The following is a 26,377-nucleotide window of genomic DNA, read 5'->3' as shown; positions in this document are numbered from 1 at the left end:
TGTAACACAGGGTGTTACGGCCTTTTTTATCTCCGTTTGCTGAGTGCGTCAGCGATGATGTCGAAAGCGGCAGAGGATTTCAGGCGGCTGGTATAATAGAGATAATATTCAGGGTAGGTGATACAACATTCATCCAGCATACTCAGTAACTCTCCGGCGGCAATATGCGGGCTGACCAGTTGCCGCGGCAGATACGCAAACCCGTAACCGGCAAGGCAGGCACTGAGCGCCTGGTTAATGCTGCTGACCACCAGTTGTCCGCTGACCCGCAGTTTTTGCTCCCGGTGGTTTCTGACAAAAACCCAGGAAAAATTTTCTCCGTGAGTCGGTAAGCGCAGATTGATACAGGGCAGGGTGAGCAAATCCTCCGGTATCACCGGTGCGGTATGCGCGGCGGCGCATTCCGGTGATACCACCAGTGCCATCGGGTTTTCCCCGCTGATCGGGACCGCTATCATATCCCCGGCAATCAGTCCGCCCCGGCGCACACCGGCATCAAACCGTTCTCCGGCGATATCCACCAGACCGTAATCCGTGATCAGTTCCAGACGGATTTCCGGATATTTTTTCAGTACCGGCATCAGTGCAGGCCACAAAACCTGCTGTACAGCATACTCATCAGCAGAAATCCTGACTGTCCCGGCCGGTTTTTCCCGCAGTTCCGCCAATTGTGCCAGTCCGTCCGTAATCTCAGCCATTGCCGGTGCAATCAGGTCAATCAGCCGCTCACCGGCCTCTGTCAGCGTCAGACTTCGGGTGGTTCTGTTCAGCAGTTTCAGTTGCAGACGCTGTTCCAGATTATTGATGGTCTGACTTACTGCGGATTGTGATGTGCCGGCCTGAACCGCGGCCCGGGTAAAACTGCCCTGACGGACAACCATCAGGAAAATCTGCAAATCATTAAGGTTCTCTTTCATATTTATAAGCCTTGCTTATAGCCGAAATCATATTATAGCGTCTAATCAGGGTAATTATCCGGCGCTATGCTGTTTTGCACTTACTTTTTGTAATCAGAGGACACTGCAATGACACCAGTCAGGTTTATGAATGCCAATATTGAGATAGCCGGAAATCTTCGTTTCCCGGCAGATTTTGATGCGTCACGTCGTTATCCGGCGATTATCATGGTTCATCCCGGCGGCGGGGTAAAAGAGCAGACTGCCGGTCTGTACGCAGAAAAACTGGCGGAGCATGGTTTTATCACGCTGGCCTTTGACGCATCATACCAGGGGGAAAGCAGCGGAGAACCGCGTCACCTTGAAAATCCGTACATCCGTACAGAGGATATCAGTGCGGCGGTGGATTATCTGGTGACCCGACCGTTCATTGATGAAAATCGCATCGGTGTAACGGGAATTTGTGCCGGAGGCGGCTATGCGATTCATGCGGCAATGATTGATCACCGGATTAAAGCAGCGGGAACTATCAGTGCGGTTAATTACGGTGACATGTACCGTTACGGCTGGCGGGGCGACCAGACACCGGAACAAACTGCCGGGTTGCTGCAACTGGCGGCTGAACAGCGGAATGCGGAAGCAAAAGGTGAGGCAACAGGGTATCTGCCGACCATTCCGGCTTTAGTCCCGGAACAGCAGGAACCGGATCTGGCAGAAGCATATGATTATTATCATACTGTGCGGGCAATGCATTCTAATGCGCCCGGAAAAATTACCACACGCAGCCTGGCACAACTGATCACTTATGATGCCTTTAATCATGCAGATATTTTTTTGACACAGCCTCTGCTGGTGATTGCGGGAAGTGAAGCCGGAACACGCTGGTTATCAGAAAAAATTTATCAGAAGGCAGCATCAGAGAATAAAACGTTATATGTGGTTGACGGCGCAACCCATATTGCAATGTACGACCAACCGGATTATGTGACTCAGGCTGTCAGTCAGCTGGTCCCGTTTATGCACAAGGCATTATAATATAAAGTAAAAAGCCCGTATTCATATTCTGAATACGGGCTTTCTGTTATCTGACGATAATCAGCGGCGGGATATTATCCCTGCTGCAAATCTTCGTCGTTATCATTATTAAACAGGGTTTTGTCTGTCTGACCCAGGATCTGGCTGGTGACTGTCCCGGCGGTCATGGAACCACTGACGTTCAGTGCGGTACGGCCCATATCAATCAGCGGCTCGACAGAGATCAGCAGTGCAACCAGGGTGACCGGCAGACCCATGGCAGGCAGGACAATCAGTGCTGCGAAAGTCGCACCGCCGCCGACACCGGCAACACCGGCAGAACTGACGGCCACAATACCGACCAGCGTGGCAATCCACAGCGGATCAAACGGGTTGATACCCACTGTCGGGGCAACCATCACCGCCAGCATGGCCGGGTAAATCCCCGCACAACCGTTCTGGCCGATGGTGGTTCCGAAGGAAGCCGCGAACCCGGCAATAGAGTCAGGAATACCGATACGGCGTGTCTGTGCCTCCACACTCAGCGGAATACTGGCTGCACTTGAACGGCTGGTAAAAGCGAAGGTCAGTACCGGCGCGATTTTGCGGAAGAAACGCAGCGGGTTGATACCGGCAATACCGACAATCAGACCGTGAACCACAAACATCAGCAGAATCGCAATATAAGAAGCAACAACGAAAGTTCCTAATTTAATGATGTCCTGAATGTTTGAACCGGCAACCACTTTGGTCATCAGGGCAAACACGCCGTACGGGGTAAAGCGCATCACCAGACGCACCAGTTTCATCACCCACGCCTGCAGGATATCAATCGCGCTGAGCACTTTGGCACCGCGCTCTTCGTTGTCTTTAATCAGCTGAAGTGCTGCCACACCCATAAAGGCGGCAAAAATCACCACGCTGATGATGGAGGTCGGGTTAGCACCGGTCAGGTCAGCAAACGGGTTTTTCGGAATAAAGGACAGGATCAGCTGCGGCAGGGTCAGGTCAGACACTTTGCCGGCATATTGGGATTCCAGCTGGGTCAGACGTGCGGTTTCTTTCACGCCCTGGATCAGACCGTCTGCCGTCAGGCCGAAAGCGAGGGTGATCAGAATACCGATTAAGGCGGCAATTGCCGTGGTGATCAGCAGGGTGCCGATCGTCAGCACGCTGATTTTACCCAGTGAAGATGCCTGGTGCAGACGGGCAACTGCGCTGAGAATAGACGCGAAGACCAGTGGCATAATCACCATCTGTAACAGCTTCACATAGCCGTTACCGACAATATCAAACCATGGCAGGGCCTGTTTTACCGCGTCATTTTCTGTCCCGTAGAATGCATTCAGCCCGAGGCCGAACAGAACACCGATCACCAGACCGGTGAGTACTTTTTTGGACAGACTCCAGTCCTTATTGCTGCAGAGCTTCATCAGCACCAGCAGCAGAATAACGAATATAGCGAGATTGCTGATTAATGGAAAATTCATCCCGGTCTCCGATACCTGTTGGTATGTTGTTATAGTGTGTTGACTGCATCGTATACAGTTATGGCGATGCTGAAACTGTAAAAGATGCGTTATAGATTAACAGGAGTTTTCTGCATCACTTATAACGAATCTGAATTATTTATAGCTATATTATAGATCACAGGGACTGATTTGGCATGAGTAGTCACTAAACAGACTATTTTCAATATCTTCTGGTTATATAAAATGAATTACTTATAGCCGGGCTGTTATCTGAGTCAGCACCAGCTCCCGCAGATGATCCCACCAGACTTCCCAGTGTGCAGGCAGATAGAACGAGGCCACCAGCACAATCAGCGCCACACTGCGTTCTGCCCGCTTATTGGCTTTACTGCCCAGCAGCGGAATACAGAAGCGCCAGCGTACCGGCCATAACAACGGGATCCCCGCGGTGGTCAGCATATCCCCGGCCAGATGGCTGAGATACCCGACAATGACCGCCTGATAAAAATCCGCCGGGACAGACCAGCTGACCGGAAGTTGTGTGCGGAACAGAATAATGCCGATCAGAATAGCCAGCAGGCTGTGCGTGAAACCCCGGTGCCCGCACAGGCGGGAGATTGGTACAGAAATAAAGCGGACCCATTGCCCCAGCATGGATTTCGGATGGTCAATATCCGGCAGAAGTGCGCCGGCGAGAGCGCCGGGGATCAGGTGCAGCCAGTCCCCCTGACTGATATCAGGCGAAATCTGAAGCTGGTGAACCATCACTACAGAAGCGACAGAGAAAAGCAGGTGACCCTCAGCCGTCATGATACCGGGTAAATACTCAGGTGTTTATTTATACAGTGTTACAGTATAAAGTCTTTTATGACGCCCGACCAGAGGGTAATAAAGAAAAAGGCTTATTTATTAATGAATAACTCCGGAATATTCCACTAACGGAGCAGGGCGGGATATTTCCCGCCACAAAAATAATCAGCTGACCATGGCTGCGGTCAGTTCACTGAGTGATGACAGGCGGTAATCTGCCAGTGACCAGCGCGGGTCGGCGGCCATTTCAGCGGCGGGTACCACAATGGAGCGCATGCGGGCGGCTTTACAGGCAATCATGCCATTAACCGAATCTTCCAGCGCAACACACTGTACCGGCGGAACGCCCAGCGCTTCAGCTGCATTCAGATACACCTGCGGATGCGGCTTGCTGTAAGGCAGATCACCGGCAGATACCACGGCATCGAAATAATGGCGGATGTTAAACATCTCCAGCACGGATTCCAGCATATAGAGCGGGGAGGCGGACGCCAGGGCGATTTTCAGTCCCTGTGACTGACACAGGGACAGGGCATGTTCCACTCCGGGCAGGAGCGGACGCTCTTTTTTCACCATGGCAATCGTGGAATCAATAATCCGCTGGATGACATCTTCTTTAGACGGTGTCTGCCATGGCGAAACCTGATACCACAGCTCCACGACCTGGTCGATACGCAGACCCAGCATATCGGGCAGTTTATCCCGCAGTGACATATCCAGGCCGATGCTGCTGAAAACCTGATTTTCGCTCTGAAGCCAGAACGGCTCGGAATCAATCAGTAAACCATCCATATCAAAAATAGCGGCCTGTACCGGTAAGGCGTGGGACATAGTGTATGCTCCTGAGATCCTGCAATGAATGAAAACCCGCTCTGATTGTAACAAGCCGGGGCGGAGAGTTCATTAAGTGACTTAATCATTTCCGGGGTAAAAATGTCCGGAATAATGATAATGATCTTCTTCTGATTTCTGCGCTATGATGACAGGGAAAAAATTAAATGAGGAAAGCGCATGACGCTGCAACAGGCACGCTGGGTTGCTGTATTTAAACGGGTGGCAGGCTGGGTGGTTTTTATTCCGGCTCTGATCTCAACCCTTGTTTCGTTACTGAAACTGGCTCATCAGCAGAGTACCGGCAGTGATAAAATTAATGCCGTTATCGGGGATTTTATTAATGTGGTGACGGAAATGATCCGTGTGAATACACCGTTTCTGAACACATTCTGGAATAACTCCCCTGTACCGGATAAATTACTCGGTTTTGAAGGCCACAATCTGAGTTTTTTACTGATTTATATCCTGATGTTTGTGGGGCTGGCGCTGAGTGCATCCGGTATCCGCATGTCCCGGCAGGTAAAGTTTATCCGCGAGAATATTGAAGATCAGGCCATTATTGAAAATGCCAGAGAGAGCGGAAAAACACCGGCGGATTTAATCGCCAAAATACGGATTCCGAATCACACTATTTTCCGGCAGATTTTTGTGCTGTATGTGCTGCCGGTGTTTATCGGCGCGATTGCGTGGTTCTTAATTAAGTTTCTTAACTGGTAAGCAGAACAGCCGGAATAAAAATACCCCGCAGAGTCTCTGACGGGGTATTTTTTTATCGGCAAAACAGGGACTAACCGGCGAGAATATCGTCAATAATTGCCTGTGCGCTCTGATAATAACGATCACCAAACAAATGGCTGCGGTGAAGCTGGTAATAGAGCTGATACAGCGGCTGGCGCTCTAAGAAACCACTGTCCAGCGGCCAGACCTGCTGATAGCCGTCGAGGATTTGCATCGGCAGCTCAGGGAAAAAAGAGAGCATCGCCAGATCACACTCGCGATCTCCCCAGTAACACGCGGGATCAAATGCGACAGTGCCGCCGTCAGCCACCGCCGCACAGTTTGACGGCCACAGATCACCGTGCAGCAAAGAGGGCTGCGGCTGGTGGTCAGACAGTTTTTGCTGTACACGCCGGATAATGCTGTCAATATCACCGAAAATGATGCCTTTCTCTTTCGCCAGCTGTAACTGCCAGCCGATGCGCTTTTCAGCAAAGAAAGACGCCCATTTTTTATCCCAGGCATTCGGCTGAGGATTGGTACCCAGCAGGTTATCGTCATCGAAACCGTAACGGGGTTGCTCATGCCACTGGTGCAGACGCGCCAGCTGTTGCCCGAACATATAGGCGGAATGGGAATCAAAAGGCTTCAGCGGCAGATATTCCATAATCAGGAAGCTGAACTCTTTTGTCGACCCGACACCATAAACGGCGGGGGTTGTCAGTGTATGGCTGCGGCTGAGAGCATCAAGCTGCTCCGCCTCGGTTTTGAATACCTGCAACATGTCACGCCGGTTATATTTGATAAAAACCGGATGATCGCCGTAACGGGCACTCCGGGAACGGTGGATTTCACCGCCATCGAGTTGTTTCTTGTCAGAGAACGAGTGTTCGCCGAAATGTTCACTGAGTATACGCCCTGCTGCCTGCCACATGAGCCACCTCACTAAGCCGTCTATCAGTTACTCTATCTTACCGCCGGAAAATAAAAGAAAAAAGCGGACATCTCACACAAATTACACAGTAAGCGCAGGGAAAGACAGAAAAGGACAAAAACGGATGGCTGTTTCGGAAGAGTCCGGAAGCGGGGGATATCCCGGTGACAGAATATCCCCCGTGATGCAGAAGGTCAGGCAACCTGTCTGCGGCGTTTGAGGGCAGATAACCGTAACTGGTTATAAATCAGTGCCAGCACAAAATAGAGTGCCTGTACCAGCACAATACAGGCACCGGTAGCGCCGTCGATATGGAAGCTGACGACAGTACCGATATAGCTGGAGCTGACAGAGACCAGAATCGCCACCAGAATCATTTTGCCGAAGCTGCGGCACAGCAGGAAGGCGATGATACCCGGTGAAATAAGCATGGCGATCACCAGTATAATCCCGACCGCCTGGAGTGAGGCGACGATAGTCAGTGCCAGCAGTGATAACAGCCCGTAGTGCAGCATACGTACCGGCAGACCGATAACCCGGGCCTGGTTGGGATCAAAGCAGTACAGCATGAAATCTTTGTATTTCACCATCAGTACCACCATGGTCAGCCCCGCGATAATCAGGGTCTGACGCAGCTCAGCCTGAGTGATTCCGAGGATGTTGCCGAACAGAATGTGTGTCAGGTGTTGTTCGGTATCAATGCGGGTGAACAGCACAAGACCGAGGGCAAACATACCGGAGAACACAATCCCCATGACGGTATCTTCTTTGATCCGGCTGTGTTCTTTCAGGTAACCGGTGGCAAAAGCACAGAAAAGCCCCGATACAAATGCACCGATAATCAGCGGAATGCCCATCACGAAGGCCAGTACAATACCCGGCAGGACCGCATGGGAAATCGCATCCCCCATCAGTGACCAGCCTTTGAGTACCAGAAAGCAGGAGAGAACAGCACAGACCGCGCCGGTCAGAATAGCGGCAAACATAGCCCGCTGCATAAACGGAAAGGCAAACGGGTCAATAAACAGAGAGGTCAGAAAATCACTCATGAGTTTGCCTCCTGACGCAGTTTTGCTGATTCACGGCGGGCCCGGCGGCGGGCAGAGAGCATGCCGTGTTTTGGTGCGAAGAAGAAGGCAATCAGGAAAACAATAGTCTGTAAGGTCACAATCATGCCGCCGGTCGCACCGTTCAGAAAATAACTGATATAGGCACCGGCACTGCTGGTGACCGCCCCTAAAACAACGGCGATAATCAGCAGCTTTTTAAACTGATCGGTCAGCAGATAGGCGGTGGCTCCCGGGGTAATCACCATCGCAATGACCAGAATTGCCCCGACTGTCTGGAGTGCCGCGACAGTACAGGCACTGAGCAGGGTAAAGAAAATAATCTTCAGCGCCAGCGGGTTCAGGCCGATTGAGCGGGCATGGGTTTCATCAAAGAATACCACCAGAAGATCTTTCCAGATAAACATCAGCACGAGGAAAGAAACCGCAATAATAATTTCCACCTGCAGCATGTCTTCATCGGCAATCCCGAGGATATTCCCCATAATAATGGTCTGCACATTTACCGAGGTCGGGTTCAGGGAAACGATCAGCAGACCGGCGGCAAAGAAGGTGGAAAATATAAATCCGATCACCGCATCTTCCCGCAACCGTGTCAGATGACGGACAAACGTCATGGAAAGGGCAGCCAGCATCCCGGTGAAGAACGCCCCGACAGAGTAGGGAAAGCCGAGCGCGTAAGCCCCCGCCACGCCGGGAACTACGGAGTGGGAGAGGGCATCCCCCATCAGTGACCAGCCCTTGAGCATCAGGTAAGCGGACAGAAAGGCACACACCGCACCCACAATACCGCTCACCCAGATGGCTTTCACCATATAGTTGTATTCAAACGGCTGAAGTAACAGCTCTGTCATGGCTGCTCTTCCTTACTGCCGGTTTTCACCGTCAGATTATCCTGATGGCCGTAGAAGACAGCGGCGCGTTCATCATCTGTAATAACAGTCAGTGAACGCGGGTCATCGTCGTCATGCAGATCCGGTCCGGACAGATTGATATGACGCAGCACACCGCCGAAGGTTTTTTCCAGGTTTTTCTGGGTAAACGTGGTGGCGGTCGGACCGCTGTCGAGCACCGTACGGTTTATCAGAATCACATGGTCGCAGAATTCCGGCACACTGCCGAGGTTATGGGTGGAGACCAGTACCAGATGCCCCTCTTCGCGCAGTGAGCGCAGTAAATCGATAATGGCATTCTCTGTTTTGACATCCACACCGGTAAAAGGCTCATCCAGCAGCAATACTTTACCGTTTTGTGCCAGCGCGCGGGCCAGAAACACGCGCTTTTTCTGACCGCCGGAAAGCTCGCCTATCTGACGGTGACCCAGCCCGGTAAGGCCGACACGTTCCAGTGCATCGGCGACAGCTTTTTTGTCCTCTTTACCGGGAATGCGCAGAAACCCCATTTTTCCGTAGCGGCCCATCATCACCACATCAGAGACCAGAACCGGAAAGTTCCAGTCCACTTCTTCTGTCTGCGGGACATAGGCAATGACATTCTTTTTCAGCGCGGCACGCACCGGTTCATCATTCAGTGTCACCCGGCCCTGTGTCGGTGTGACCAGCCCCATAATAGTTTTAAACAGGGTGGATTTACCGCTGCCGTTAATACCGACGAGGGCGCAGATAGAGCCGCCCTCTATGCTGAAACTGGCATCAAAAATCGCGGTATGGCCGTTGTTATAAGTGACAGTGGCGTTATCGACAACCAGCTGTGGTTTGCTGAATTGATCACTCATTGATGAAATCCTTTGGCGATAGTATCTACAGTGGTATTGAGCAGATCAATATAGGTCGGAACAGGGCCGTCAGCGGCAGACAGGGAGTCCACATACAGTACGCCGCCGTATTCTGCACCGGTTTCTTTGGCGACCTGTTTAGCCGGTTTGTCGGAAATGGTGCTTTCGCTGAATACAACCGGAATTTTATATTCACGGACGGTATCAATCATGTGGCGGACTTGCTGCGGGGTACCTTGCTCTTCTGCGTTAATCGGCCACAGATACACTTCCTGAAAACCGTAATCATTGGCCAGATAACTGAATGCGCCTTCACTGGTCGCCAGCCAGCGCTGATTTTCCGGGATATTGGCCAGGCGGGCACGGAGCGGGGCATCAAGTGCTTTTATTTTCGCGGCATACTCAGCTGCGTTTTTATTGTAGGTTTCCGCATTCGCCGGGTCATGTTTGACCAGTGCAGCCCGGATATTTTCGATGTACATCAGTGCGTTGGTCGGGGACATCCAGGCATGCGGGTTCGGGTTACCATTATATGCGCCGCCGCGGATGGAATTAGGGGTAATACCGTCGGTAATGACAACCGCCGGGACATCCTGCAAATTTTCAAAGAAGCGCTCAAACCAGCGTTCCAGATTCAGACCGTTCCACAGGATGAGATCCGCATCCTGCGCGCGCATAATGTCTTTCGGGGTTGGCTGGTAGTCATGGATTTCGGCACCGGGTTTGGTGATGGATTCCACAACAGCGGCATCACCGGCCACATTCTGCGCCATATCCTGAATAATGGTGAAGGTGGTTACGACCTTAAATTTTTTCTCCGCTGCAGCGGCATACCCGCTGACCGCGCACAGGGTAAGCAGCAGCACAGCATGGCGGAATATCTGTGTCAGGGACGGAAGGGAAAAGGTATTTTGTTTTTTGTTCATTTTATCAGCCTGCCTGGTTAAAGTGTGACAATCACTAAGGATATCTTTATTGATAATGATTATCAATATCATTTATTATTGTCAAGCACTTCCGTAATATTGTTATAACATTCAGTACGATCAATTCACACTATGCTATGAATCACATAAAATGTAAAAGTTAAGTAAACTCCTTTTGGTTTATGTGTGTTTTCAGTATTCTTAGCGTCGTCAGAAAGCGGGATAAAGGGTAACAGAGTGAAAAAAACTGTGAGTGTGATTGCGTTAGCATTATTGTTGGCGGGCTGCTCCGGAAGCAGCAAACAGTCCCGTACCGGTTCCGGTGGCTGGATAACGCCGCCATCGTCCGGTATCAGTGATTATTCCGCCTATCCGGCAAAGGGCAGCGGGGTCTATCCGGTCACGCCGTTTGATCAGTTTATCCGTCAGGCATCCAACCGTTATGAAGTCGATGAAACACTGATCCGCGCTATTATTGAAGTGGAATCCTCTTACCGGCCGGATGTGATCAGCACATCCAACGCGGTGGGTCTGATGCAGATAAAAGCCTCAACCGCCGGGCGCGATGCCTACCGTGTGAAAGGCCGCAACGGCGAACCGAGCACCCGTGAACTGCTGGATCCGCAAACCAATATCGACATCGGTACCACCTACATCCGGATTATCCGTGACCAGCATCTGGCCGGCATTACCGACCCGCAAACCCTCAATTACGCAACGATTGTCTCTTATGTCAACGGTGCCGGCGCATTGCTGCGTACGTTTGATAACAATCGCGCCCTGGCGATTGAAAAAATTAACGCATTGTCTGCCGATGAGTTTTATGAGCATGTGCAGAGCAAACATCCTGCATCACAGGCTCCCCGTTATCTGTGGAAAGTCAAAAATGCATACCGCGCACTGGCGATGGCAGACTGACCTTCTGATTTTTCCTTTCTGATCCCTTTCTCCGTTGCAGATACTGCGCTGCACTGTGAATCTGCAACGGAATTTGTCCCGCTGTAAAAAATCTGTCTGACCTTTTTATATGGCACGCCCGTTTTCTGTGTATAAAAAGCATACGATCTGCATCATTAATAATGAAGAAAAAAATGGGGGAGTGTGAGGAATTGCGTGTTGGGCTGAAAAAATGAAAAAAAAGCCCTGATTCAGCGTCAGGGCAATGAGAAATACCAAAAGTTCACTTATCTCTACTACGGATTAAGTATAACTGACAACATTTTACAATTGGTGAATTAAGAATGATAAATTGTATCAATGTTTTACCTGATAGTTCGGGTCATTTATCGCAGGCTCTTGATATTTCTGTATGGTGTAACGCACTTTCATCATAAAAGAAGGACGTCATTGTTTGAAATAATTAATATAAATAATGAATTTGGCGTTTCCGGCAGGATATATGGCTATATAACCGGCCGGAACTGAGATAACTGATGTATAGCAGGGATATGACCCTGTTATGTTCATTAATTGATATTCTGTTTGTGACGCTCACCACCTTTTCATAAATGTAAAGATATAAACGTTTTAATCCGTATTTGCTGTGTTAGTATTGATTTTGAGTTCCGGCAAGGGCGCCCGGCAGATTATGATCCGCAGGTGTGACCCGGCTTGCAATGTACGCAAGAAATTGCCGGTAACGTACTGAAAATCAAATAAATGAGATTTCTATATGTGATCTTACGTATGGGTCACCACTGTAGATAAGGATTTAAAAATGCCTGTAATTACTCTTCCTGACGGCAGTCAGCGCCAGTTTAACCATCCTGTTTCTGTCCTTGATGTTGCGAATGATATCGGTGCCGGTCTGGCGAAAGCCTGTATCGCGGGTCGTGTCAACGGTACGCTGGTTGATGCCTGCGACATGATTGAACACGATGCAAATTTAGCCATTATCACCGCCAAAGACGAGGAAGGACTGGAAATTATCCGCCACTCCTGTGCTCACCTGTTAGGTCATGCCATCAAACAATTATGGCCGGACACCCGCATGGCGATTGGTCCGGTAATCGATAACGGTTTCTATTATGACGTTGATCTTGATGAGTCACTGACCCAGGAAGACCTCGAGAAACTCGAACAGCGGATGATGGAACTCGCCAAAAAAGATTATGATGTCGTTAAAAAACGCGTCACATGGGGCGAAGCCCGCGAGATGTTCGTTTCCCGCGGTGAAGATTACAAGGTTGAAATTCTGGACGAAAATATCGGTCAGGATGAGCATCCTGCACTGTATTTCCATGAAGAATATGTCGATATGTGCCGTGGTCCGCACGTACCGAATATGCGTTTCTGCCATAACTTCAAATTACAGAAAGTGGCCGGTGCCTACTGGCGCGGCAACAGCGAAAATAAAATGCTGCAACGTATTTACGGCACCGCGTGGGGCGATAAGAAGCAGTTAGCCGCTTATCTGCAGCGCCTGGAAGAAGCCGCAAAACGTGACCACCGTAAAATCGGTAAGCAGCTTGACCTGTATCATATGCAGGAAGAAGCGCCGGGTATGGCGTTCTGGCATAACGACGGCTGGACAATTTTCCGTGAGCTGGAAGTGTTCGTCCGTGTGAAACTGAAAGAGTACGATTACCAGGAAGTGAAAGGTCCGTTTATGATGGATCGCGTTCTGTGGGAAAAAACAGGACACTGGGAAAACTACAAAGAGCATATGTTCACAACGTCTTCTGAGAACCGTGAATACTGCATTAAGCCGATGAACTGCCCGGGTCACATTCAGATCTTCAACCAGGGTCTGCGTTCTTACCGTGATCTGCCGCTGCGTATGGCGGAGTTCGGCAGCTGCCACCGTAACGAATCTTCCGGTGCGCTGCATGGTCTGATGCGTGTCCGCGGCTTTACCCAGGATGATGCGCACATCTTCTGTACCGAAGAGCAGGTAATGGACGAAGTCAGTGCCTGTATCCGTATGGTCTATGACATGTACTCCACTTTCGGCTTCAAAAAGATTGTGGTTAAACTGTCCACCCGTCCGGAAAAACGCATCGGTTCTGATGTCCAGTGGGACAAAGCCGAATCTGATCTGGCCTCTGCACTGAAAGAAAACAACATCGAATTCGAATATCTGCCGGGCGAAGGTGCCTTCTACGGGCCGAAAATTGAATTTACTTTATATGATTGTTTGGATCGTGCATGGCAATGTGGTACAGTGCAGCTCGATTTCTCTCTGCCGGCTCGTCTGGGGGCAACTTATGTTGCCGAAAACAATGAACGTGTGACCCCGGTGATGATTCACCGCGCGATCTTAGGCTCGATGGAGCGCTTCATTGGTATCCTGACTGAAGAAACTGCCGGTTTCTTCCCGACATGGTTAGCGCCTAACCAGGTAGTGGTGATGAACATCACTGATTCTCAGGCCGATTATGTCCGTGAAGTCGTCAAAGAACTGCAGGATGCCGGCATTCGTGCAAAAGCAGACTTGAGAAATGAGAAGATTGGCTTTAAAATTCGTGAACACACGTTACGACGTGTTCCGTATATGCTGGTCTGCGGTGATAAAGAGATGGAAACAGGCGAAGTGTCTGTTCGTACCCGCCGCGGCAACGATCTTGGCAGCATAAACGTGAGCGAATTTAAAGACGCACTGCTTGAAGAAATTCGCAGTCGCAGACTTGAAGAACAACCGGAGGAATAAGGTATTAAAGGCGGAAAAAGAATTCAAACAGCACGTCCGAACCGCATCAATGCGGAAATCCGTGTCAATGAAGTTCGTTTAACTGGTCTTGAAGGCGAGCAGCTTGGTGTTGTCAGCCTGAAAGAAGCTCTTGAGAAAGCCGAGGAAGCCGGGGTTGATTTAGTTGAAATCAGCCCTAATGCCGAACCGCCCGTTTGCCGTATCATGGATTACGGCAAATTCCTCTACGAGAAAAGCAAATCGGCTAAAGAGCAGAAGAAGAAACAAAAAGTTATTCAGGTTAAGGAAATCAAATTCCGTCCTGGCACAGATGAAGGCGACTATCAGGTCAAACTACGCAACCTGGTTCGTTTTCTTGAAGATGGCGATAAAGCCAAAATCACACTGCGGTTCCGTGGGCGTGAAATGGCGCACCAGCAGATTGGTATTGAAGTGCTTAACCGCATCAAAGACGATCTGAGTGAATTAGCTTCCGTCGAATCCTTCCCGTCGAAGATCGAAGGTCGCCAGATGATCATGGTGCTCGCTCCTAAGAAGAAATAGTCCGGCAATCCAAGTAATAAACGCCGGGGGCAACCCCGGCGTTTATTCGCCGGATTAATTCGTTGTTTAACAATGCGAAGTGGAAATAAAAATGCCAAAGATTAAAACTGTACGTGGTGCAGCTAAGCGTTTCAAAAAAACCGCTAAAGGTGGTTTCAAACGTAAGCATGCTAACCTCCGTCATATCCTGACTAAAAAATCAACTAAGCGTAAACGTCATTTACGTCCGAAAGGTATGGTCTCCAAAGGGGATCTGGGTTTAGTTGTCGCTTGCCTGCCATACGCATAAGCAAGTTTTTTAGCAAAGTTTACGACTTTAGGAGATTAGTATGGCTCGTGTAAAACGTGGTGTCATTGCTCGCGCACGTCACAAAAAAATTCTGAAACAAGCGAAAGGTTACTACGGTGCCCGTTCGCGCGTTTATCGTGTTGCCTTCCAGGCAGTAATCAAAGCTGGTCAGTATGCTTACCGTGACCGTCGTCAGCGTAAGCGTCAGTTCCGTCAGCTGTGGATTGCACGTATCAACGCAGCAGCTCGTCAGAATGGTCTGTCTTACAGCCGTTTCATCAACGGTCTGAAAAAGGCATCCATTGAAATCGATCGTAAGATCTTAGCCGATATCGCTGTATTCGATAAAGCCGCATTTACTGCGCTGGTCGAAAAAGCAAAAGGCGCTCTGGCGTAATTGTTCAGACAGAAGAGGGAGCTTGCTCCCTCTTTTGCTGTCCGGCAGAAAAAATCTGCTGAATGAATAATTTGTCATTGTATATCCGCATGTTTTTCGCGTACTATGACAAAATACATCCGGTTAACCGATAAATAGTTGAGAAAATGAATAATATCGTTTCTTTCCGCTTCTTTTTTTACTTTAGCGCCTGAACTCAGGGGGCTTTGCGCGTAAAAAAGAAACGAAAAGTAACGCCGTAAGCCTCCTGAATGGAGGCTTTTTTGTTTCAGGGGTTTGCCGGAACGGGAAGATAATGACGTTCGGCAGCGCCGTTGTCATAATTGAAGACCACAGGGTCAGAGGAATAGGAAAACATGCCACATCTCGCTGAACTGGTTGCTCAGGCAAAAGCAGCCGTCGAAGAGGCAAAGGATGTTGCAGCGCTGGAATCGGTACGTGTTGAATACCTGGGTAAAAAAGGGCATTTAACCTTACAGATGCAATCGCTGCGGGATCTGCCGCCGGAAGATCGTCCTGCTGCGGGTGCAGTGATTAACGAAGCCAAACAAGAGGTTCAGACCGCACTGAATGCCCGTAAAGATTCCCTGGAATCTGCGGCGCTCAATGCCCGTCTGGCTGAAGAACGGATTGATGTCTCCCTGCCGGGACGCCGCATGGAAAATGGCGGTCTGCATCCGGTCACCCGTACCATTGAGCGTATCGAAACCTTTTTCGGCGAACTGGGCTTTTCGGTGGAATCCGGCCCTGAAATTGAAGACGACTATCATAACTTTGATGCGCTGAATATTCCTGCGCATCATCCGGCACGTGCTGATCACGATACTTTCTGGTTCGATGCCAAACGCCTGCTGCGTACGCAGACCTCCGGCGTGCAAATCCGTACCATGAAAGATAAACAGCCGCCAATCCGCATTATTGCGCCGGGCCGCGTTTACCGTAATGACTACGATCAGACACATACTCCGATGTTCCATCAGACAGAAGGCCTGATTGTGGATACTGATATCAGTTTCACCAATCTTAAAGGCACACTGCATGATTTCCTGAATCATTTCTTTGAAGAAGAAGTGCAGGTGCGTTTCCGTCCATCCTACTTCCCGTTCACTGAACCGTCAGCGGAAGTGGATGTGATGGGTAAAAACGGCAAATGGCTGGAAGTACTGGGCTGCGGAATGGTACATCCGAATGTACTGCGCAATGTCGGTATTGACCCGGACATTTACTCCGGTTTCGCCTTTGGTATGGGGATGGAGCGCCTGACTATGCTGCGCTACGGCGTGAGCGATTTACGCGCATTCTTCGAAAATGACCTTCGTTTCCTCAAGCAATTCAAATAAGGCGGGATACTCTCATGAAATTCAGTGAACTCTGGTTACGCGAATGGGTAAACCCGGCTGTCAGCAGCGACGCGTTATCTGATCAGATCACCATGGCCGGCCTGGAAGTGGACGGCACAGAAGCCGTTGCCGGTCAGTTTAACGGTGTGGTTATCGGGGAAGTGGTTGAATGCGGACAGCACCCGAACGCCGACAAACTGCGTGTGACAAAAGTGAATACCGGCGGTGACCGCCTGCTCGATATCGTCTGCGGCGCGCCAAACTGCCGTCAGGGGCTGCGTGTGGCTGTTGCGACAGTCGGCGCGGTCTTACCGGGCGATTTTAAAATCAAAGCTGCCAAACTGCGCGGCGAGCCGTCAGAAGGTATGCTTTGCTCATTCTCTGAGCTGGGTATCAGCGCTGATCACAGCGGCATTATTGAATTACCGGCAGATGCACCGATCGGTACTGATCTGCGTGAGTATATGAAGCTGGATGATACCGCGATTGAAATCAGCATCACGCCGAACCGTGCGGACTGCCTGAGTATCCGTGGTGTGGCCCGTGATGTGGCGGTTCTCAATAAGATGGATTATCAGGTGCCGGATATGTCCCCGGTCGCTGCTGTTCATCAGGACACGTTCCCGATCCGTGTTGATGCGCCGCAGGCGTGTCCGCGTTTTACCGGACGTGTGATTAAAAATGTCGATGTGACAGCAAAAACCCCGTTGTGGATGGTGGAAAAACTGCGTCGCGGCGGCATCCGCTCTATCGATCCGGTCGTGGATATCACCAACTACGTTCTGCTGGAGCTGGGTCAGCCGCAGCATGCTTATGACCTGGATACCCTCGAGGGTGAGCTGATTGTCCGCATGGCAGAGCAGGGTGAAAAACTGACACTGCTGGACGGTAACGAAGTCACGCTGACGGATAACATTCTGGTCATTGCAGATCGCCGGGGTGCGCTGGGCATGGCCGGTATTTTCGGCGGTGAGCACTCCGGTGTGTCTGACACCACCAAAAATATTTTGCTGGAAACCGCGTTTTTTAATCCGCTGGCGATTACCGGTCGTGCGCGTCAGTATGGTCTGCATACCGATGCTTCACACCGTTTTGAGCGCGGTGTGGATCCGCAGTTGCAGCGTATTGCAGCTGAACGTACCACCCGCCTGATTCTGGATATCTGCGGCGGTGAGCCGGGCGAAATCATTGAAGTGGTTTCTGAGGCGGATTTACCTGAAGCCGCAACGATTACGCTGACCCGCAACAAGCTTGATCGTCTGATTGGTCACTATGTGGATGATGCACAGGTAACGGATATTCTGACCCGTCTGGGCTGCGATGTGAAAATGTCTCAGGATCAGTGGCTGGTGACGGCGCCGTCATGGCGTTTCGATATGGAGATTGAGGAAGATCTGGTGGAAGAAGTGGCCCGTATTTACGGCTACAACAATATCCCGGATGTTCCGCTGCGTGCAGATCTGATTATGACCTCGCGTCACGAAGCACATCTGCCGCTTAAGCGTGTGAAAACACTGCTGGTTGACCGTGGTTTCCAGGAAGCAATCACTTACAGCTTTGTCGATCCGAAGATTCAGGCTCTGCTGCATCCGGGCCAGGACGCTATTATTCTGCCGAATCCGATCTCTGCGGACATGTCAGCCATGCGTCTGTCATTGCTGACCGGCCTGTTAAGCACCGTTGTGTACAACCAGAACCGTCAGCAGAGCCGTGTCCGCCTGTTTGAATCAGGCCTGCGCTTTGTACCGGATGCGGCCGCAGACCTCGGGATCCGTCAGGAAACCATGCTGGCTGGCGTTATCGCCGGTAACCGCAATGAGGAGCACTGGTCATCAGAAAAACAGGTTGTTGATTTTTATGATTTAAAAGGTGATCTGGAAGCGATTTTCGAATTGACTGGTAAATTAGATCGTGTATCGTTTAAAGCAACGACGAATCCGGCCCTCCATCCGGGACAAGGTGCTGAGATTTATCTGGAAGATGAGCATATCGGCTATATCGGTGTGGTTCATCCGGAACTGGAGAAAAAACTGGATCTCAACGGCCGTACGGTTGTCTTTGAAATCCGCTGGGACGCACTGACAAACCGTATTATTCCTGAGGCTGAAGCAATTTCACGCTTCCCTGCGAACCGCCGGGATATCGCCATCGTTGTGCCGGAAAACGTCGCTGCGCAAGACATTCTGAATGAATGTAAAAAAGTTGGCGTAAATCAGTTAGTTGGCATAAACTTATTTGACGTGTACTGTGGTAAGGGTGTTGCTGAGGGTTATAAGAGTCTGGCGATCAGTCTGACCTTACAGGATACAGAGCGTACACTTGAAGAAGATGAAATTGCAGCAACCGTAAACAAATGCGTTGCCGCGTTGCAACAGCGATTTAAAGCATCCTTGAGGGACTAAACCTATGGCGCTTACTAAAGCTGAAATGTCAGAAAATCTGTCGGAAAAACTGGACCTGAGCAAACGCGATGCGAAGGACCTGGTTGAGCTGTTTTTTGAAGAGGTACGCCGTTCTCTTGAGAATGGTGAGCAGGTGAAATTATCCGGTTTCGGAAACTTTGATCTGCGGGACAAGAATCAGCGTCCGGGCCGTAACCCGAAAACGGGTGAAGATATTCCTATCACAGCCCGTCGTGTTGTCACTTTCCGTCCGGGGCAGAAGCTGAAAGCCAAGGTCGAGAAATCGACACCGAAAGAGTAAGACCTGAAACGACCTCTTATGAGGTCGTTTTCTTTTCTGTGGTTTGTCAGACATTAACCGCTTTCTGACTCAGGTATACTGCCTCCCGTCTTGAACAATGACAGGGATCTCATGCATATTCACAACCCCATCACGAAGCTGGTACAGACGCGGAAAAAGCGGGATGTACAGCGCATAATTCTTCTTTCCGTTACCTTGCTGATAATGATCGCCGTTGCACTGTGCGCCGGTGAGATGTGGATTTTTCCGGGCCAGTGGTTATCTGAAACCGCACAGCTGTTTGTCTGGGATCTGCGTTTCCCGCGCGTGCTGGCGGTGATTGCCGTGGGTGCTGGTCTGGCAATGGCCGGTGCGGTGATGCAGGCTATCTTTGAAAACCCGCTGGCGGAACCGGGATTACTCGGCGTGAGTAATGGTGCAGGGGTGTTTGTTGTTTTTATCGTGCTGTTTTTCAAAGGCATGCCACCGTTGTGGGTGCTTGGGGGCGGGGCGGTGATCGGGGCGACACTGCTGACCCTGATTCTGCTTTATTTTGCGCATTTCCGGCGGCTGAGTAACAGCCAGTTGCTGCTGGTCGGTGTGGCACTCGGCGTTATCTGCGGCGCATTTATGACCTGGATGGTGTATTTCAGCACCAGTCTGGATTTGCGTCAGCTGATGTACTGGATGATGGGGAGTTTTTCCGGGGCGGACTGGCGGCTCAGCCCGTTGCTGGCGGCGATAGCCGTGGTCGCGGTGTGGCTGCTGTGGCAGGCACCGGTGCTTAACTATCTTGCGCTGGGCGAGGTCAATGCCCAGCAGCTCGGGGTGTCGGCACACCGCTGGCGCAATGTGTTTATTATCGCCGTCGGGTTGCTGATCGGCCTGAGTGTGGCGGTGGCGGGCGCCATCAGTTTTATCGGGCTGATTATTCCGCATATGCTGCGGCTGATGGGTATTACCGATCACCGGACATTATTACCCGCCTGCGCACTATTCGGCGCAGTCAGTCTGCTGCTGGCGGATTTATGCTCGCGGCTGATTTTATCCAATGCAGAGATCCCGATTGGCGTGGTGACCGCTACCATCGGTGCACCGGCCTTTATTTATCTGCTGACCCGTCACCACGGAGGGCGCCGCTGATGGAAAATGTGTTACTTGATGTCAGCGGGATCCGCATCGGCCGCCGTCTCTCCTGTGATGCCCTGCAATTTTTTGCCGGGCAGCAAATCCATCTGCTGGGGCCGAACGGCTCCGGTAAGAGCACATTGCTGGCGGCACTGGCGGATGCTGTGCGCTATGACGGGCAAATCCGCTACCGTGACTCGGATTTAAAAACGATCCCCAAACGGCAGCAGGCACAGTTTCGCGCGTACCTGACTCAAACCACCGATTGCGTCCCGGTGATGACGGTGTTTCAGTACCTGCAGCTCTATATGCCGGCGGTGCAGGAGAATACACAGCTTATTTATCAGCTGTGCGGCGATTTTCAGCTGGAGCTGTTATTGCCGCGTATGCTGACGCAATTATCCGGCGGCGAATGGCAGCGGGTAAAAATAGCAGCCATATTTCTGCAATTATGGACAACGGATGACTTGTCCGGGAAATACGTATTACTGGATGAGCCGCGTAACCACCTGGATATTACCCAGCAGGCGATGCTGGATAAATGGATAGCCCGGTTTTGTGAGCAGCGGGGGACGATTATTACCAGCGGTCATGATTTAAACCACAGTTATCTGCATGCGGACGCAGTGGTGTTACTTAAAGCCGGTCAGGTACTTGCAGCCGGTGAAACTCAGATAATGATGACTGAAGATATTTTGAGCGAACTTTTTCAGTCCGAAATAAAAAGTATCAGACCAACACAAGAAACACAGTGGCAAATAACAGATTGGCATCAACAACGGCGCTGATTTTTGTTATCATGCCGCACTCAATTGCGGTTATTTATGGCCGCAAAGATTAAGATTTATTTAAACAGGGCCCTGGTGTTGAGCGTCAATTGAATCAATTCAGGATATAATCATCACTTCCGATTCTTATTAGGTTGTATTTATGCTTGAGTTTCTTCCGTTTTCCCGGCCAGCTATCGGGGAGTCAGAAATCGCGGCTGTTGAAAAAGTACTGCGTTCCGGCTGGATCACCACCGGCCCGCAGAATCAGCAGCTGGAAGCGGATTTCTGTCAGCGTTTCGGCTGTAAACACGCCATTGCTCTGGCATCAGCAACCGCCGGTATGCACGTTGCGCTGATGGCACTGGGTGTCGGCCCGGGGGATGAGGTGATCACACCTTCACAGACCTGGGTGTCCACCATCAATATGATCGAACTGCTCGGCGCGGTACCGGTGATGATTGATGTTGACCGCGATACACTGATGGTTCAGCCGGATGCTGTCCGTGCGGCGATTACCCCGAAAACCAAAGTCATCATTCCTGTTCATTATGCCGGTGCTCCCTGTGATTTGGTTGCTTTACGTGCTATTGCGCAGGAACACACTATTTTTCTGCTGGAAGATGCCGCGCATGCCGTTGGTACCCGCTACCGGGATGAGTGGATCGGCGAAAAAGGCACGGCCATTTTTTCCTTCCACGCAATTAAAAACGTCACCTGTGCGGAAGGCGGATTAATTGCGACAGATGATGATGAACTTGCACAGCGTATCCGTTGTCTTAAGTTCCACGGGCTGGGTGTGGATGCGTTTGACCGTCAGATGCAGGGGCGCAAACCGCAGGCGGAAGTGGTCGAACCGGGGTTCAAATATAACCTGTCAGATATCCACGCTGCGATTGCCGTGGTGCAGCTGAGCCGGATGGACGAACTGAACGCACGCCGTGCACACCTGGCACAGCGTTACCGTGAAGCCCTGGACGGGCTGCCGGTTGAATTGTTATCCGTGCCGGATTATCCGCATCTGCACGCCAATCATCTGCTGATGATCCGTGTGGATAAAGCGGTCTGCGGCATCGATCGCGATACGTTTATGGAGCAGTTAAAAGCGGTCAATATCGGGACAGGCCTGCATTTCCGTGCAGCGCATACCCAGAAATATTACCGGGAACGGTACCCGTCATTATCACTGCCGAATTCAGAGTGGAACACGGCGACATTATGTTCGCTGCCGTTCTTCCCGGATATGAAAGACAGTGATGTGACCCGTGTGACAGACGCAATCAGAGCTATTCTTGCGGAGCAGAAATAAGTGTCATTTAACGAAATTAAGAAAGTCTCAGTGGTGATTCCGGTTTATAACGAGGAAGAGAGTCTTCCTCAGTTGCTGGAACGTACAATCAAAGCCTGTCAGTCGCTGAAACAGGCCTATGAAATTGTGCTGGTCGATGACGGCAGCCGTGATCGCTCAGCGGAATTGCTGACGCAGGCGGCAGAAATTCCGGAAAACCATGTGGTCGCTGTTCTGCTTAACCGTAACTACGGTCAGCATTCCGCGATAATGGCAGGATTCAGACAGGCTGACGGTGATCTGGTGATCACCATGGATGCGGATTTACAGAACCCGCCGGAAGAGATCCCGCGTCTGGTTGAAAAAGCAGAAGAGGGTTATGACGTGGTCGGCACACGCCGCGCAAACCGTCAGGATTCCTGGTTCCGCAAAACCGCCTCAAAAATGATCAACAAAATGATCATTGCCGCAACCGGCAGCGCCATGGGTGACTATGGCTGTATGCTGCGTGCGTACCGCCGTCATATCATCGACGCGATGTTACAGTGCCATGAGCGCAGCACCTTTATTCCGATTCTGGCAAACACCTTTGCCCGTAAAACGGTTGAAATTGATGTCAGACATGCTGAACGTGAGTTCGGTGACTCAAAATACAGTTTCCTCAAACTGATCAATCTGATGTATGACCTGCTGACCTGCCTGACCACTGCGCCGCTGCGCCTGTTAAGCATTGTCGGCAGTATCATCGCCGCGTCCGGTTTCCTGCTGGCGCTGTTACTGATTATCCTGCGCGTGGCTTTCGGCGCGCTGTGGGCGGCAGAAGGGGTGTTTACCCTGTTTGCTATCTTATTTATGTTTATCGGCGCACAATTCGTGGCAATGGGTCTGCTCGGGGAATATATCGGGCGGATTTATAACGATGTTCGTGCACGTCCCCGGTATTTTATTCAAAAAGTGGTCGGCGCTCAGGCGAAAGAGACCAGTGAAACTGAAACTCAGGAAAAAAACTAATGAAAGCAATCGTATTTGCCTACCATGATATTGGTTGTGTCGGATTGAAGGCTCTGAAAAAAGCGGGCTTTGATATTCAGGCCGTCTTTACCCATACGGACGACCCGGGTGAAAACCATTTCTTCTCATCGGTGGCCCGCGTCAGTGCGGACATGGAATTGCCGGTTTATGCCCCTGAAAACGTTAACCATCCGCTGTGGGTGGATCGCATCCGCGAACTGAAACCGGATGTTATTTTCTCTTTCTACTACCGCGATATGCTGAGCGAAGAGATTCTGGCGCTGGCACCGAAAGGCGCATTCAACCTGCACGGTTCTCTGCTGCCGAAATACCGCGGCCGCGCACCAATCAACTGGGCTGTGCTGAACGGTGAAACCGAAACCGGTGTTACCCTGCACAAAATGGTGGCCAAAGCCGATGCCGGCGATATCGTCGCGCAGGAAAAAGTGACTATCGGTGGTGACGATACTTCCCTGATTGTTCACGGTAAAGTTCGTGAAGCCGCAGAAACACTGCTGAACAAAACCTTACCGCTGATTGAGGCCGGTACCTGCAAAACCACCGCTCAGGATGAATCTCAGGCCACTTACTTCGGCCGCCGTTGTGCGGAAGATGGTCTGATCGACTGGAATCAGCCTGCGGCACAGATCCACAACCTGGTCCGCGCGGTGACAGAACCGTACCCGGGCGCATTTACCTTCCTGGGTGAGCGCAAAATGATCATCTGGCGCAGCCGCGTGCTTGCTGATAACAAAGGCAAACGTCCGGGAACCGTTATTTCAGCTGAGCCGCTGGTGATTGCCTGCGGAAACGGCGCGCTGGAAGTGATCAGCGGTCAGGGTGAATCCGGCCTGTATGTGCAGGGTGCCCGTCTGGCAGCAGAAATGGGTATCGTGACGGATGTCCGCGTCGGCCCGAAAGCCACTGCGCAGGTTGCCCGCCGCAAGCGTGTGCTGATCCTGGGTGTGAACGGTTTCATCGGTAACCACCTGACAGAACGTCTGCTGGAAGACGGCAACTACGATATCTATGGTATGGATATCAGCTCTTCCGCGATTGACCGTTTCATCGGTGACGAGCGTTTCCACTTTATCGAAGGGGATGTCAGCATTCACACCGAGTGGATTGAGTATCACATCAAAAAATGTGATGTCATTCTGCCGCTGGTGGCGATTGCCACACCAATCGAATACACCCGTAACCCGCTGCGCGTGTTCGAGCTGGACTTCGAAGAAAACCTGAAAATCGTCCGTTACTGTGCGAAATACAACAAACGCATCATCTTCCCGTCCACCTCTGAAGTGTACGGTATGTGTGATGACAAAGAGTTTGACGAAGATAATTCACGCCTGATTGTCGGCCCAATCAACAAACAGCGCTGGATCTATTCTGTTTCCAAACAGCTGCTTGACCGGGTTATCTGGGCATACGGTGCGAAAGAAGGTCTGAAATTCACACTGTTCCGTCCGTTCAACTGGATGGGGCCGCGTCTGGACAGCCTGAACTCCGCACGTATCGGCAGCTCCCGTGCTATCACTCAGCTGATCCTGAACCTGGTGGAAGGTTCTCCGATTAAACTGGTTGACGGTGGTGAGCAGAAACGCTGCTTTACTGATATCCATGACGGTATCGAAGCCCTGTTCCGCATCATTGAAAACCGTGACGGCAAGTGTGACGGTCAGATCATCAACATCGGTAACCCGGTGAACGAAGCGAGTATCCGCGAACTGGCAGAAATGCTGCTCGACTGCTTCGAAAAACATCCGCTGCGTGATAACTTCCCGCCGTTTGCCGGCTTCCGTAAAATCGAAAGCAGCACTTACTACGGTAAAGGTTACCAGGACGTGGAACACCGTAAACCAAGCATCAAAAATGCGGAGCGTTTACTGGACTGGAAACCGACTATCGATACCCGCCAGACGGTGGAAGAAACGCTCGACTTCTTCCTGCGCGGTGCGGTTGAAGAGCTGAGGAACGACGAGTAATGAAAAATGCCGGCCTGCGGGTTGACGTGGATACCTACCGCGGCACACTGGAAGGTGTGCCGCAGTTACTGAAGGTATTTGCGCAGCACGATATTAAAGCCAGTTTTTTCTTCAGCGTCGGGCCGGACAATATGGGGCGTCACTTGTGGCGCCTTTTGCGTCCTAAGTTTCTGTGGAAAATGCTGCGCTCCAATGCGGCGTCATTATACGGCCTGGATATTCTGCTGGCCGGTACGGCGTGGCCGGGGAAAAAAATTGCCCGTGACCTCGGCTATCTGATGAAACAGACGCTGGATGCCGGTCATGAAGTCGGCCTGCATGCCTGGGATCACCAGGGCTGGCAGGCGAAAGTCGGCCGCTGGACACCGGCACAAATCACAGAGCAGATTCGCCTGGGCACCGATGCCTTATCACAGGCGACCGGACAACCGGTACAGTGCTCTGCGGTGGCAGGCTGGCGTGCGGATGAACGGGTGATTGAAGCCAAACAGGCGTTTGGTTTTGCCTACAACAGTGATTGCCGCGGCACGCATCCGTTTCGCCCGCTTCTTGCAGACGGGACTACCGGAACCGTACAGATTCCTGTTACACTGCCGACCTATGATGAAGTGGTGGGGCCGCAGGTGGCTGATGCGGATTTCAACGACTTTATCCTCGATGCAATCAGACGGGATCAGGGCGTACCGGTCTATACCATCCACACTGAAGTGGAAGGCATGTCCAAAGCCGCACAGTTTGAGGCATTACTGGAACGGATTAAACATGAGGATTTCCGCTTTTGTCCGCTCAGTGAATTGCTGCCGTCTGATTTATCAACATTACCGACAGGCAAAGTGGTACGGGGTGATTTCCCCGGCCGGGAAGGGTGGCTGGGCTGCCAACAAGAGGAATAG

General features: G+C 51.1%; 25 protein-coding genes and 1 other annotated feature. Of the genes, 16 read left to right on the top strand and 9 right to left on the bottom strand.

The genetic code is table 11. The features are described 5' to 3' along the window. Positions 1–26 precede the first annotated feature (26 nt). Positions 27–917: a LysR family transcriptional regulator gene (locus tag ACF8OF_RS15305; protein WP_392497078.1), complete on the bottom strand. Its 891-nt coding sequence runs from the start codon at positions 915–917 to the stop codon at positions 27–29. Positions 918–1,025: 108 nt separating this feature from the next. On the opposite strand from ACF8OF_RS15305, the gene ACF8OF_RS15300 reads away from it, so the two are divergent. Then, entirely contained in the window at positions 1,026–1,931 is a 906-nt protein-coding gene (locus ACF8OF_RS15300; RefSeq protein ID WP_279796515.1) for an alpha/beta hydrolase, read from the top strand. 74 nt (positions 1,932–2,005) lie between these two features. Here the strand turns inward: ACF8OF_RS15300 and ACF8OF_RS15295 are convergent, their stop codons facing one another. The 3 genes from ACF8OF_RS15295 to hxpB all read right to left on the bottom strand — a co-directional run bounded on the left by ACF8OF_RS15295 (position 2,006) and on the right by hxpB (position 5,023). Next, positions 2,006–3,400, bottom strand: a complete 1,395-nt coding sequence (locus tag ACF8OF_RS15295) for an L-cystine transporter (protein ID WP_392497077.1) — start codon at positions 3,398–3,400, stop codon at positions 2,006–2,008. A 234-nt stretch (positions 3,401–3,634) separates the two neighbouring features. After that, the gene (locus tag ACF8OF_RS15290) at positions 3,635–4,192 is read right to left on the bottom strand and encodes a metal-dependent hydrolase (protein WP_279796517.1); all 558 of its coding nucleotides are present in this window, start codon (positions 4,190–4,192) and stop codon (positions 3,635–3,637) included. Between the two features lie 165 nt (positions 4,193–4,357). Beyond that, positions 4,358–5,023, bottom strand: a complete 666-nt coding sequence (hxpB, locus tag ACF8OF_RS15285; RefSeq protein WP_262882335.1) for a hexitol phosphatase HxpB — start codon at positions 5,021–5,023, stop codon at positions 4,358–4,360. A 180-nt stretch (positions 5,024–5,203) separates the two neighbouring features. On the opposite strand from hxpB, the gene ACF8OF_RS15280 reads away from it, so the two are divergent. Further along, positions 5,204–5,743, top strand: a complete 540-nt coding sequence (locus ACF8OF_RS15280; protein WP_072868450.1) for a YniB family protein — start codon at positions 5,204–5,206, stop codon at positions 5,741–5,743. Positions 5,744–5,813: 70 nt separating this feature from the next. On the opposite strand, the gene ACF8OF_RS15275 is transcribed toward ACF8OF_RS15280, so the two are convergent. The 5 genes from ACF8OF_RS15275 to ACF8OF_RS15255 all read right to left on the bottom strand — a co-directional run bounded on the left by ACF8OF_RS15275 (position 5,814) and on the right by ACF8OF_RS15255 (position 10,405). Next, entirely contained in the window at positions 5,814–6,677 is an 864-nt protein-coding gene (locus tag ACF8OF_RS15275) for a fructosamine kinase family protein (protein ID WP_025153038.1), read from the bottom strand. 194 nt (positions 6,678–6,871) lie between these two features. Continuing rightward, on the bottom strand, positions 6,872–7,726 hold the full coding sequence (locus tag ACF8OF_RS15270; RefSeq protein ID WP_004235342.1) for a metal ABC transporter permease: 855 nt from the start codon (positions 7,724–7,726) through the stop codon (positions 6,872–6,874). Continuing rightward, the gene (locus tag ACF8OF_RS15265; RefSeq protein WP_070579903.1) at positions 7,723–8,598 is read right to left on the bottom strand and encodes a metal ABC transporter permease; all 876 of its coding nucleotides are present in this window, start codon (positions 8,596–8,598) and stop codon (positions 7,723–7,725) included. The genes ACF8OF_RS15270 and ACF8OF_RS15265 overlap by 4 nt, the downstream gene beginning before the upstream one ends. Beyond that, positions 8,595–9,479, bottom strand: coding sequence for a manganese/iron ABC transporter ATP-binding protein (locus ACF8OF_RS15260; protein ID WP_024473275.1), 885 nt, complete (start codon positions 9,477–9,479; stop codon positions 8,595–8,597). Before ACF8OF_RS15260 ends, ACF8OF_RS15265 begins: the two co-directional genes overlap by 4 nt. Next, entirely contained in the window at positions 9,476–10,405 is a 930-nt protein-coding gene (locus tag ACF8OF_RS15255; RefSeq protein ID WP_392497076.1) for a metal ABC transporter substrate-binding protein, read from the bottom strand. The genes ACF8OF_RS15260 and ACF8OF_RS15255 overlap by 4 nt, the downstream gene beginning before the upstream one ends. Before the next feature lie 237 nt (positions 10,406–10,642). Between ACF8OF_RS15255 and ACF8OF_RS15250 the strand changes: the two genes are divergently transcribed. The 14 genes from ACF8OF_RS15250 (at position 10,643) to arnD (ending at position 26,377) form a co-directional block, all read left to right on the top strand. Continuing rightward, the gene (locus ACF8OF_RS15250) at positions 10,643–11,323 is read left to right on the top strand and encodes a transglycosylase SLT domain-containing protein (RefSeq protein WP_262859334.1); all 681 of its coding nucleotides are present in this window, start codon (positions 10,643–10,645) and stop codon (positions 11,321–11,323) included. 799 nt (positions 11,324–12,122) lie between these two features. Continuing rightward, positions 12,123–14,054, top strand: coding sequence for a threonine--tRNA ligase (gene thrS / locus ACF8OF_RS15245; protein ID WP_262859333.1), 1,932 nt, complete (start codon positions 12,123–12,125; stop codon positions 14,052–14,054). Positions 14,055–14,057: 3 nt separating this feature from the next. Beyond that, positions 14,058–14,597, top strand: coding sequence for a translation initiation factor IF-3 (gene infC / locus ACF8OF_RS15240; RefSeq protein WP_262859392.1), 540 nt, complete (start codon positions 14,058–14,060; stop codon positions 14,595–14,597). Between the two features lie 91 nt (positions 14,598–14,688). Continuing rightward, positions 14,689–14,886 carry a 50S ribosomal protein L35 gene (rpmI, locus tag ACF8OF_RS15235; RefSeq protein WP_004235358.1) on the top strand — a complete coding sequence of 66 codons (198 nt, stop codon included), beginning with the start codon at positions 14,689–14,691 and terminating at the stop codon, positions 14,884–14,886. 40 nt (positions 14,887–14,926) lie between these two features. Further along, positions 14,927–15,283 (top strand): 50S ribosomal protein L20, encoded by a 357-nt coding sequence (rplT, locus tag ACF8OF_RS15230; protein ID WP_004235362.1) that lies wholly within the window; start codon positions 14,927–14,929, stop codon positions 15,281–15,283. Between the two features lie 145 nt (positions 15,284–15,428). Beyond that, positions 15,429–15,551 (top strand) — a sequence feature (Phe leader region). A gap of 88 nt (positions 15,552–15,639) precedes the next feature. Then, the gene (gene pheS, locus ACF8OF_RS15225; RefSeq protein ID WP_072868437.1) at positions 15,640–16,623 is read left to right on the top strand and encodes a phenylalanine--tRNA ligase subunit alpha; all 984 of its coding nucleotides are present in this window, start codon (positions 15,640–15,642) and stop codon (positions 16,621–16,623) included. 14 nt (positions 16,624–16,637) lie between these two features. Next, complete coding sequence (gene pheT, locus ACF8OF_RS15220; protein WP_262882330.1) at positions 16,638–19,025, top strand: phenylalanine--tRNA ligase subunit beta; 2,388 nt, start codon at positions 16,638–16,640, stop codon at positions 19,023–19,025. 4 nt (positions 19,026–19,029) lie between these two features. Further along, positions 19,030–19,326: an integration host factor subunit alpha gene (gene ihfA / locus ACF8OF_RS15215; RefSeq protein ID WP_004235369.1), complete on the top strand. Its 297-nt coding sequence runs from the start codon at positions 19,030–19,032 to the stop codon at positions 19,324–19,326. A 111-nt stretch (positions 19,327–19,437) separates the two neighbouring features. Then, positions 19,438–20,448 carry a vitamin B12 ABC transporter permease BtuC gene (gene btuC / locus ACF8OF_RS15210; RefSeq protein ID WP_262859331.1) on the top strand — a complete coding sequence of 337 codons (1,011 nt, stop codon included), beginning with the start codon at positions 19,438–19,440 and terminating at the stop codon, positions 20,446–20,448. Next, entirely contained in the window at positions 20,448–21,221 is a 774-nt protein-coding gene (locus ACF8OF_RS15205) for an ATP-binding cassette domain-containing protein (protein ID WP_279800358.1), read from the top strand. The genes btuC and ACF8OF_RS15205 overlap by 1 nt, the downstream gene beginning before the upstream one ends. A 142-nt stretch (positions 21,222–21,363) precedes the next feature. Next, positions 21,364–22,509, top strand: a complete 1,146-nt coding sequence (gene arnB / locus ACF8OF_RS15200) for a UDP-4-amino-4-deoxy-L-arabinose aminotransferase (RefSeq protein ID WP_392497075.1) — start codon at positions 21,364–21,366, stop codon at positions 22,507–22,509. Continuing rightward, positions 22,510–23,499: an undecaprenyl-phosphate 4-deoxy-4-formamido-L-arabinose transferase gene (arnC, locus tag ACF8OF_RS15195; RefSeq protein ID WP_262859328.1), complete on the top strand. Its 990-nt coding sequence runs from the start codon at positions 22,510–22,512 to the stop codon at positions 23,497–23,499. Then, positions 23,499–25,484, top strand: a complete 1,986-nt coding sequence (gene arnA, locus ACF8OF_RS15190) for a bifunctional UDP-4-amino-4-deoxy-L-arabinose formyltransferase/UDP-glucuronic acid oxidase ArnA (protein ID WP_392497074.1) — start codon at positions 23,499–23,501, stop codon at positions 25,482–25,484. Before arnC ends, arnA begins: the two co-directional genes overlap by 1 nt. Next, complete coding sequence (arnD, locus tag ACF8OF_RS15185; protein ID WP_392497073.1) at positions 25,484–26,377, top strand: 4-deoxy-4-formamido-L-arabinose-phosphoundecaprenol deformylase; 894 nt, start codon at positions 25,484–25,486, stop codon at positions 26,375–26,377. The genes arnA and arnD overlap by 1 nt, the downstream gene beginning before the upstream one ends.

The organism is Morganella sp. TYF_1, assembly GCF_043105645.1.
In the GTDB taxonomy this organism is placed as follows: domain Bacteria; phylum Pseudomonadota; class Gammaproteobacteria; order Enterobacterales; family Enterobacteriaceae; genus Morganella; species Morganella morganii_B.
The sequence above is the reverse complement of the archived record's forward strand: the minus strand, read 5'-3'. Positions and strand labels throughout refer to the sequence as shown.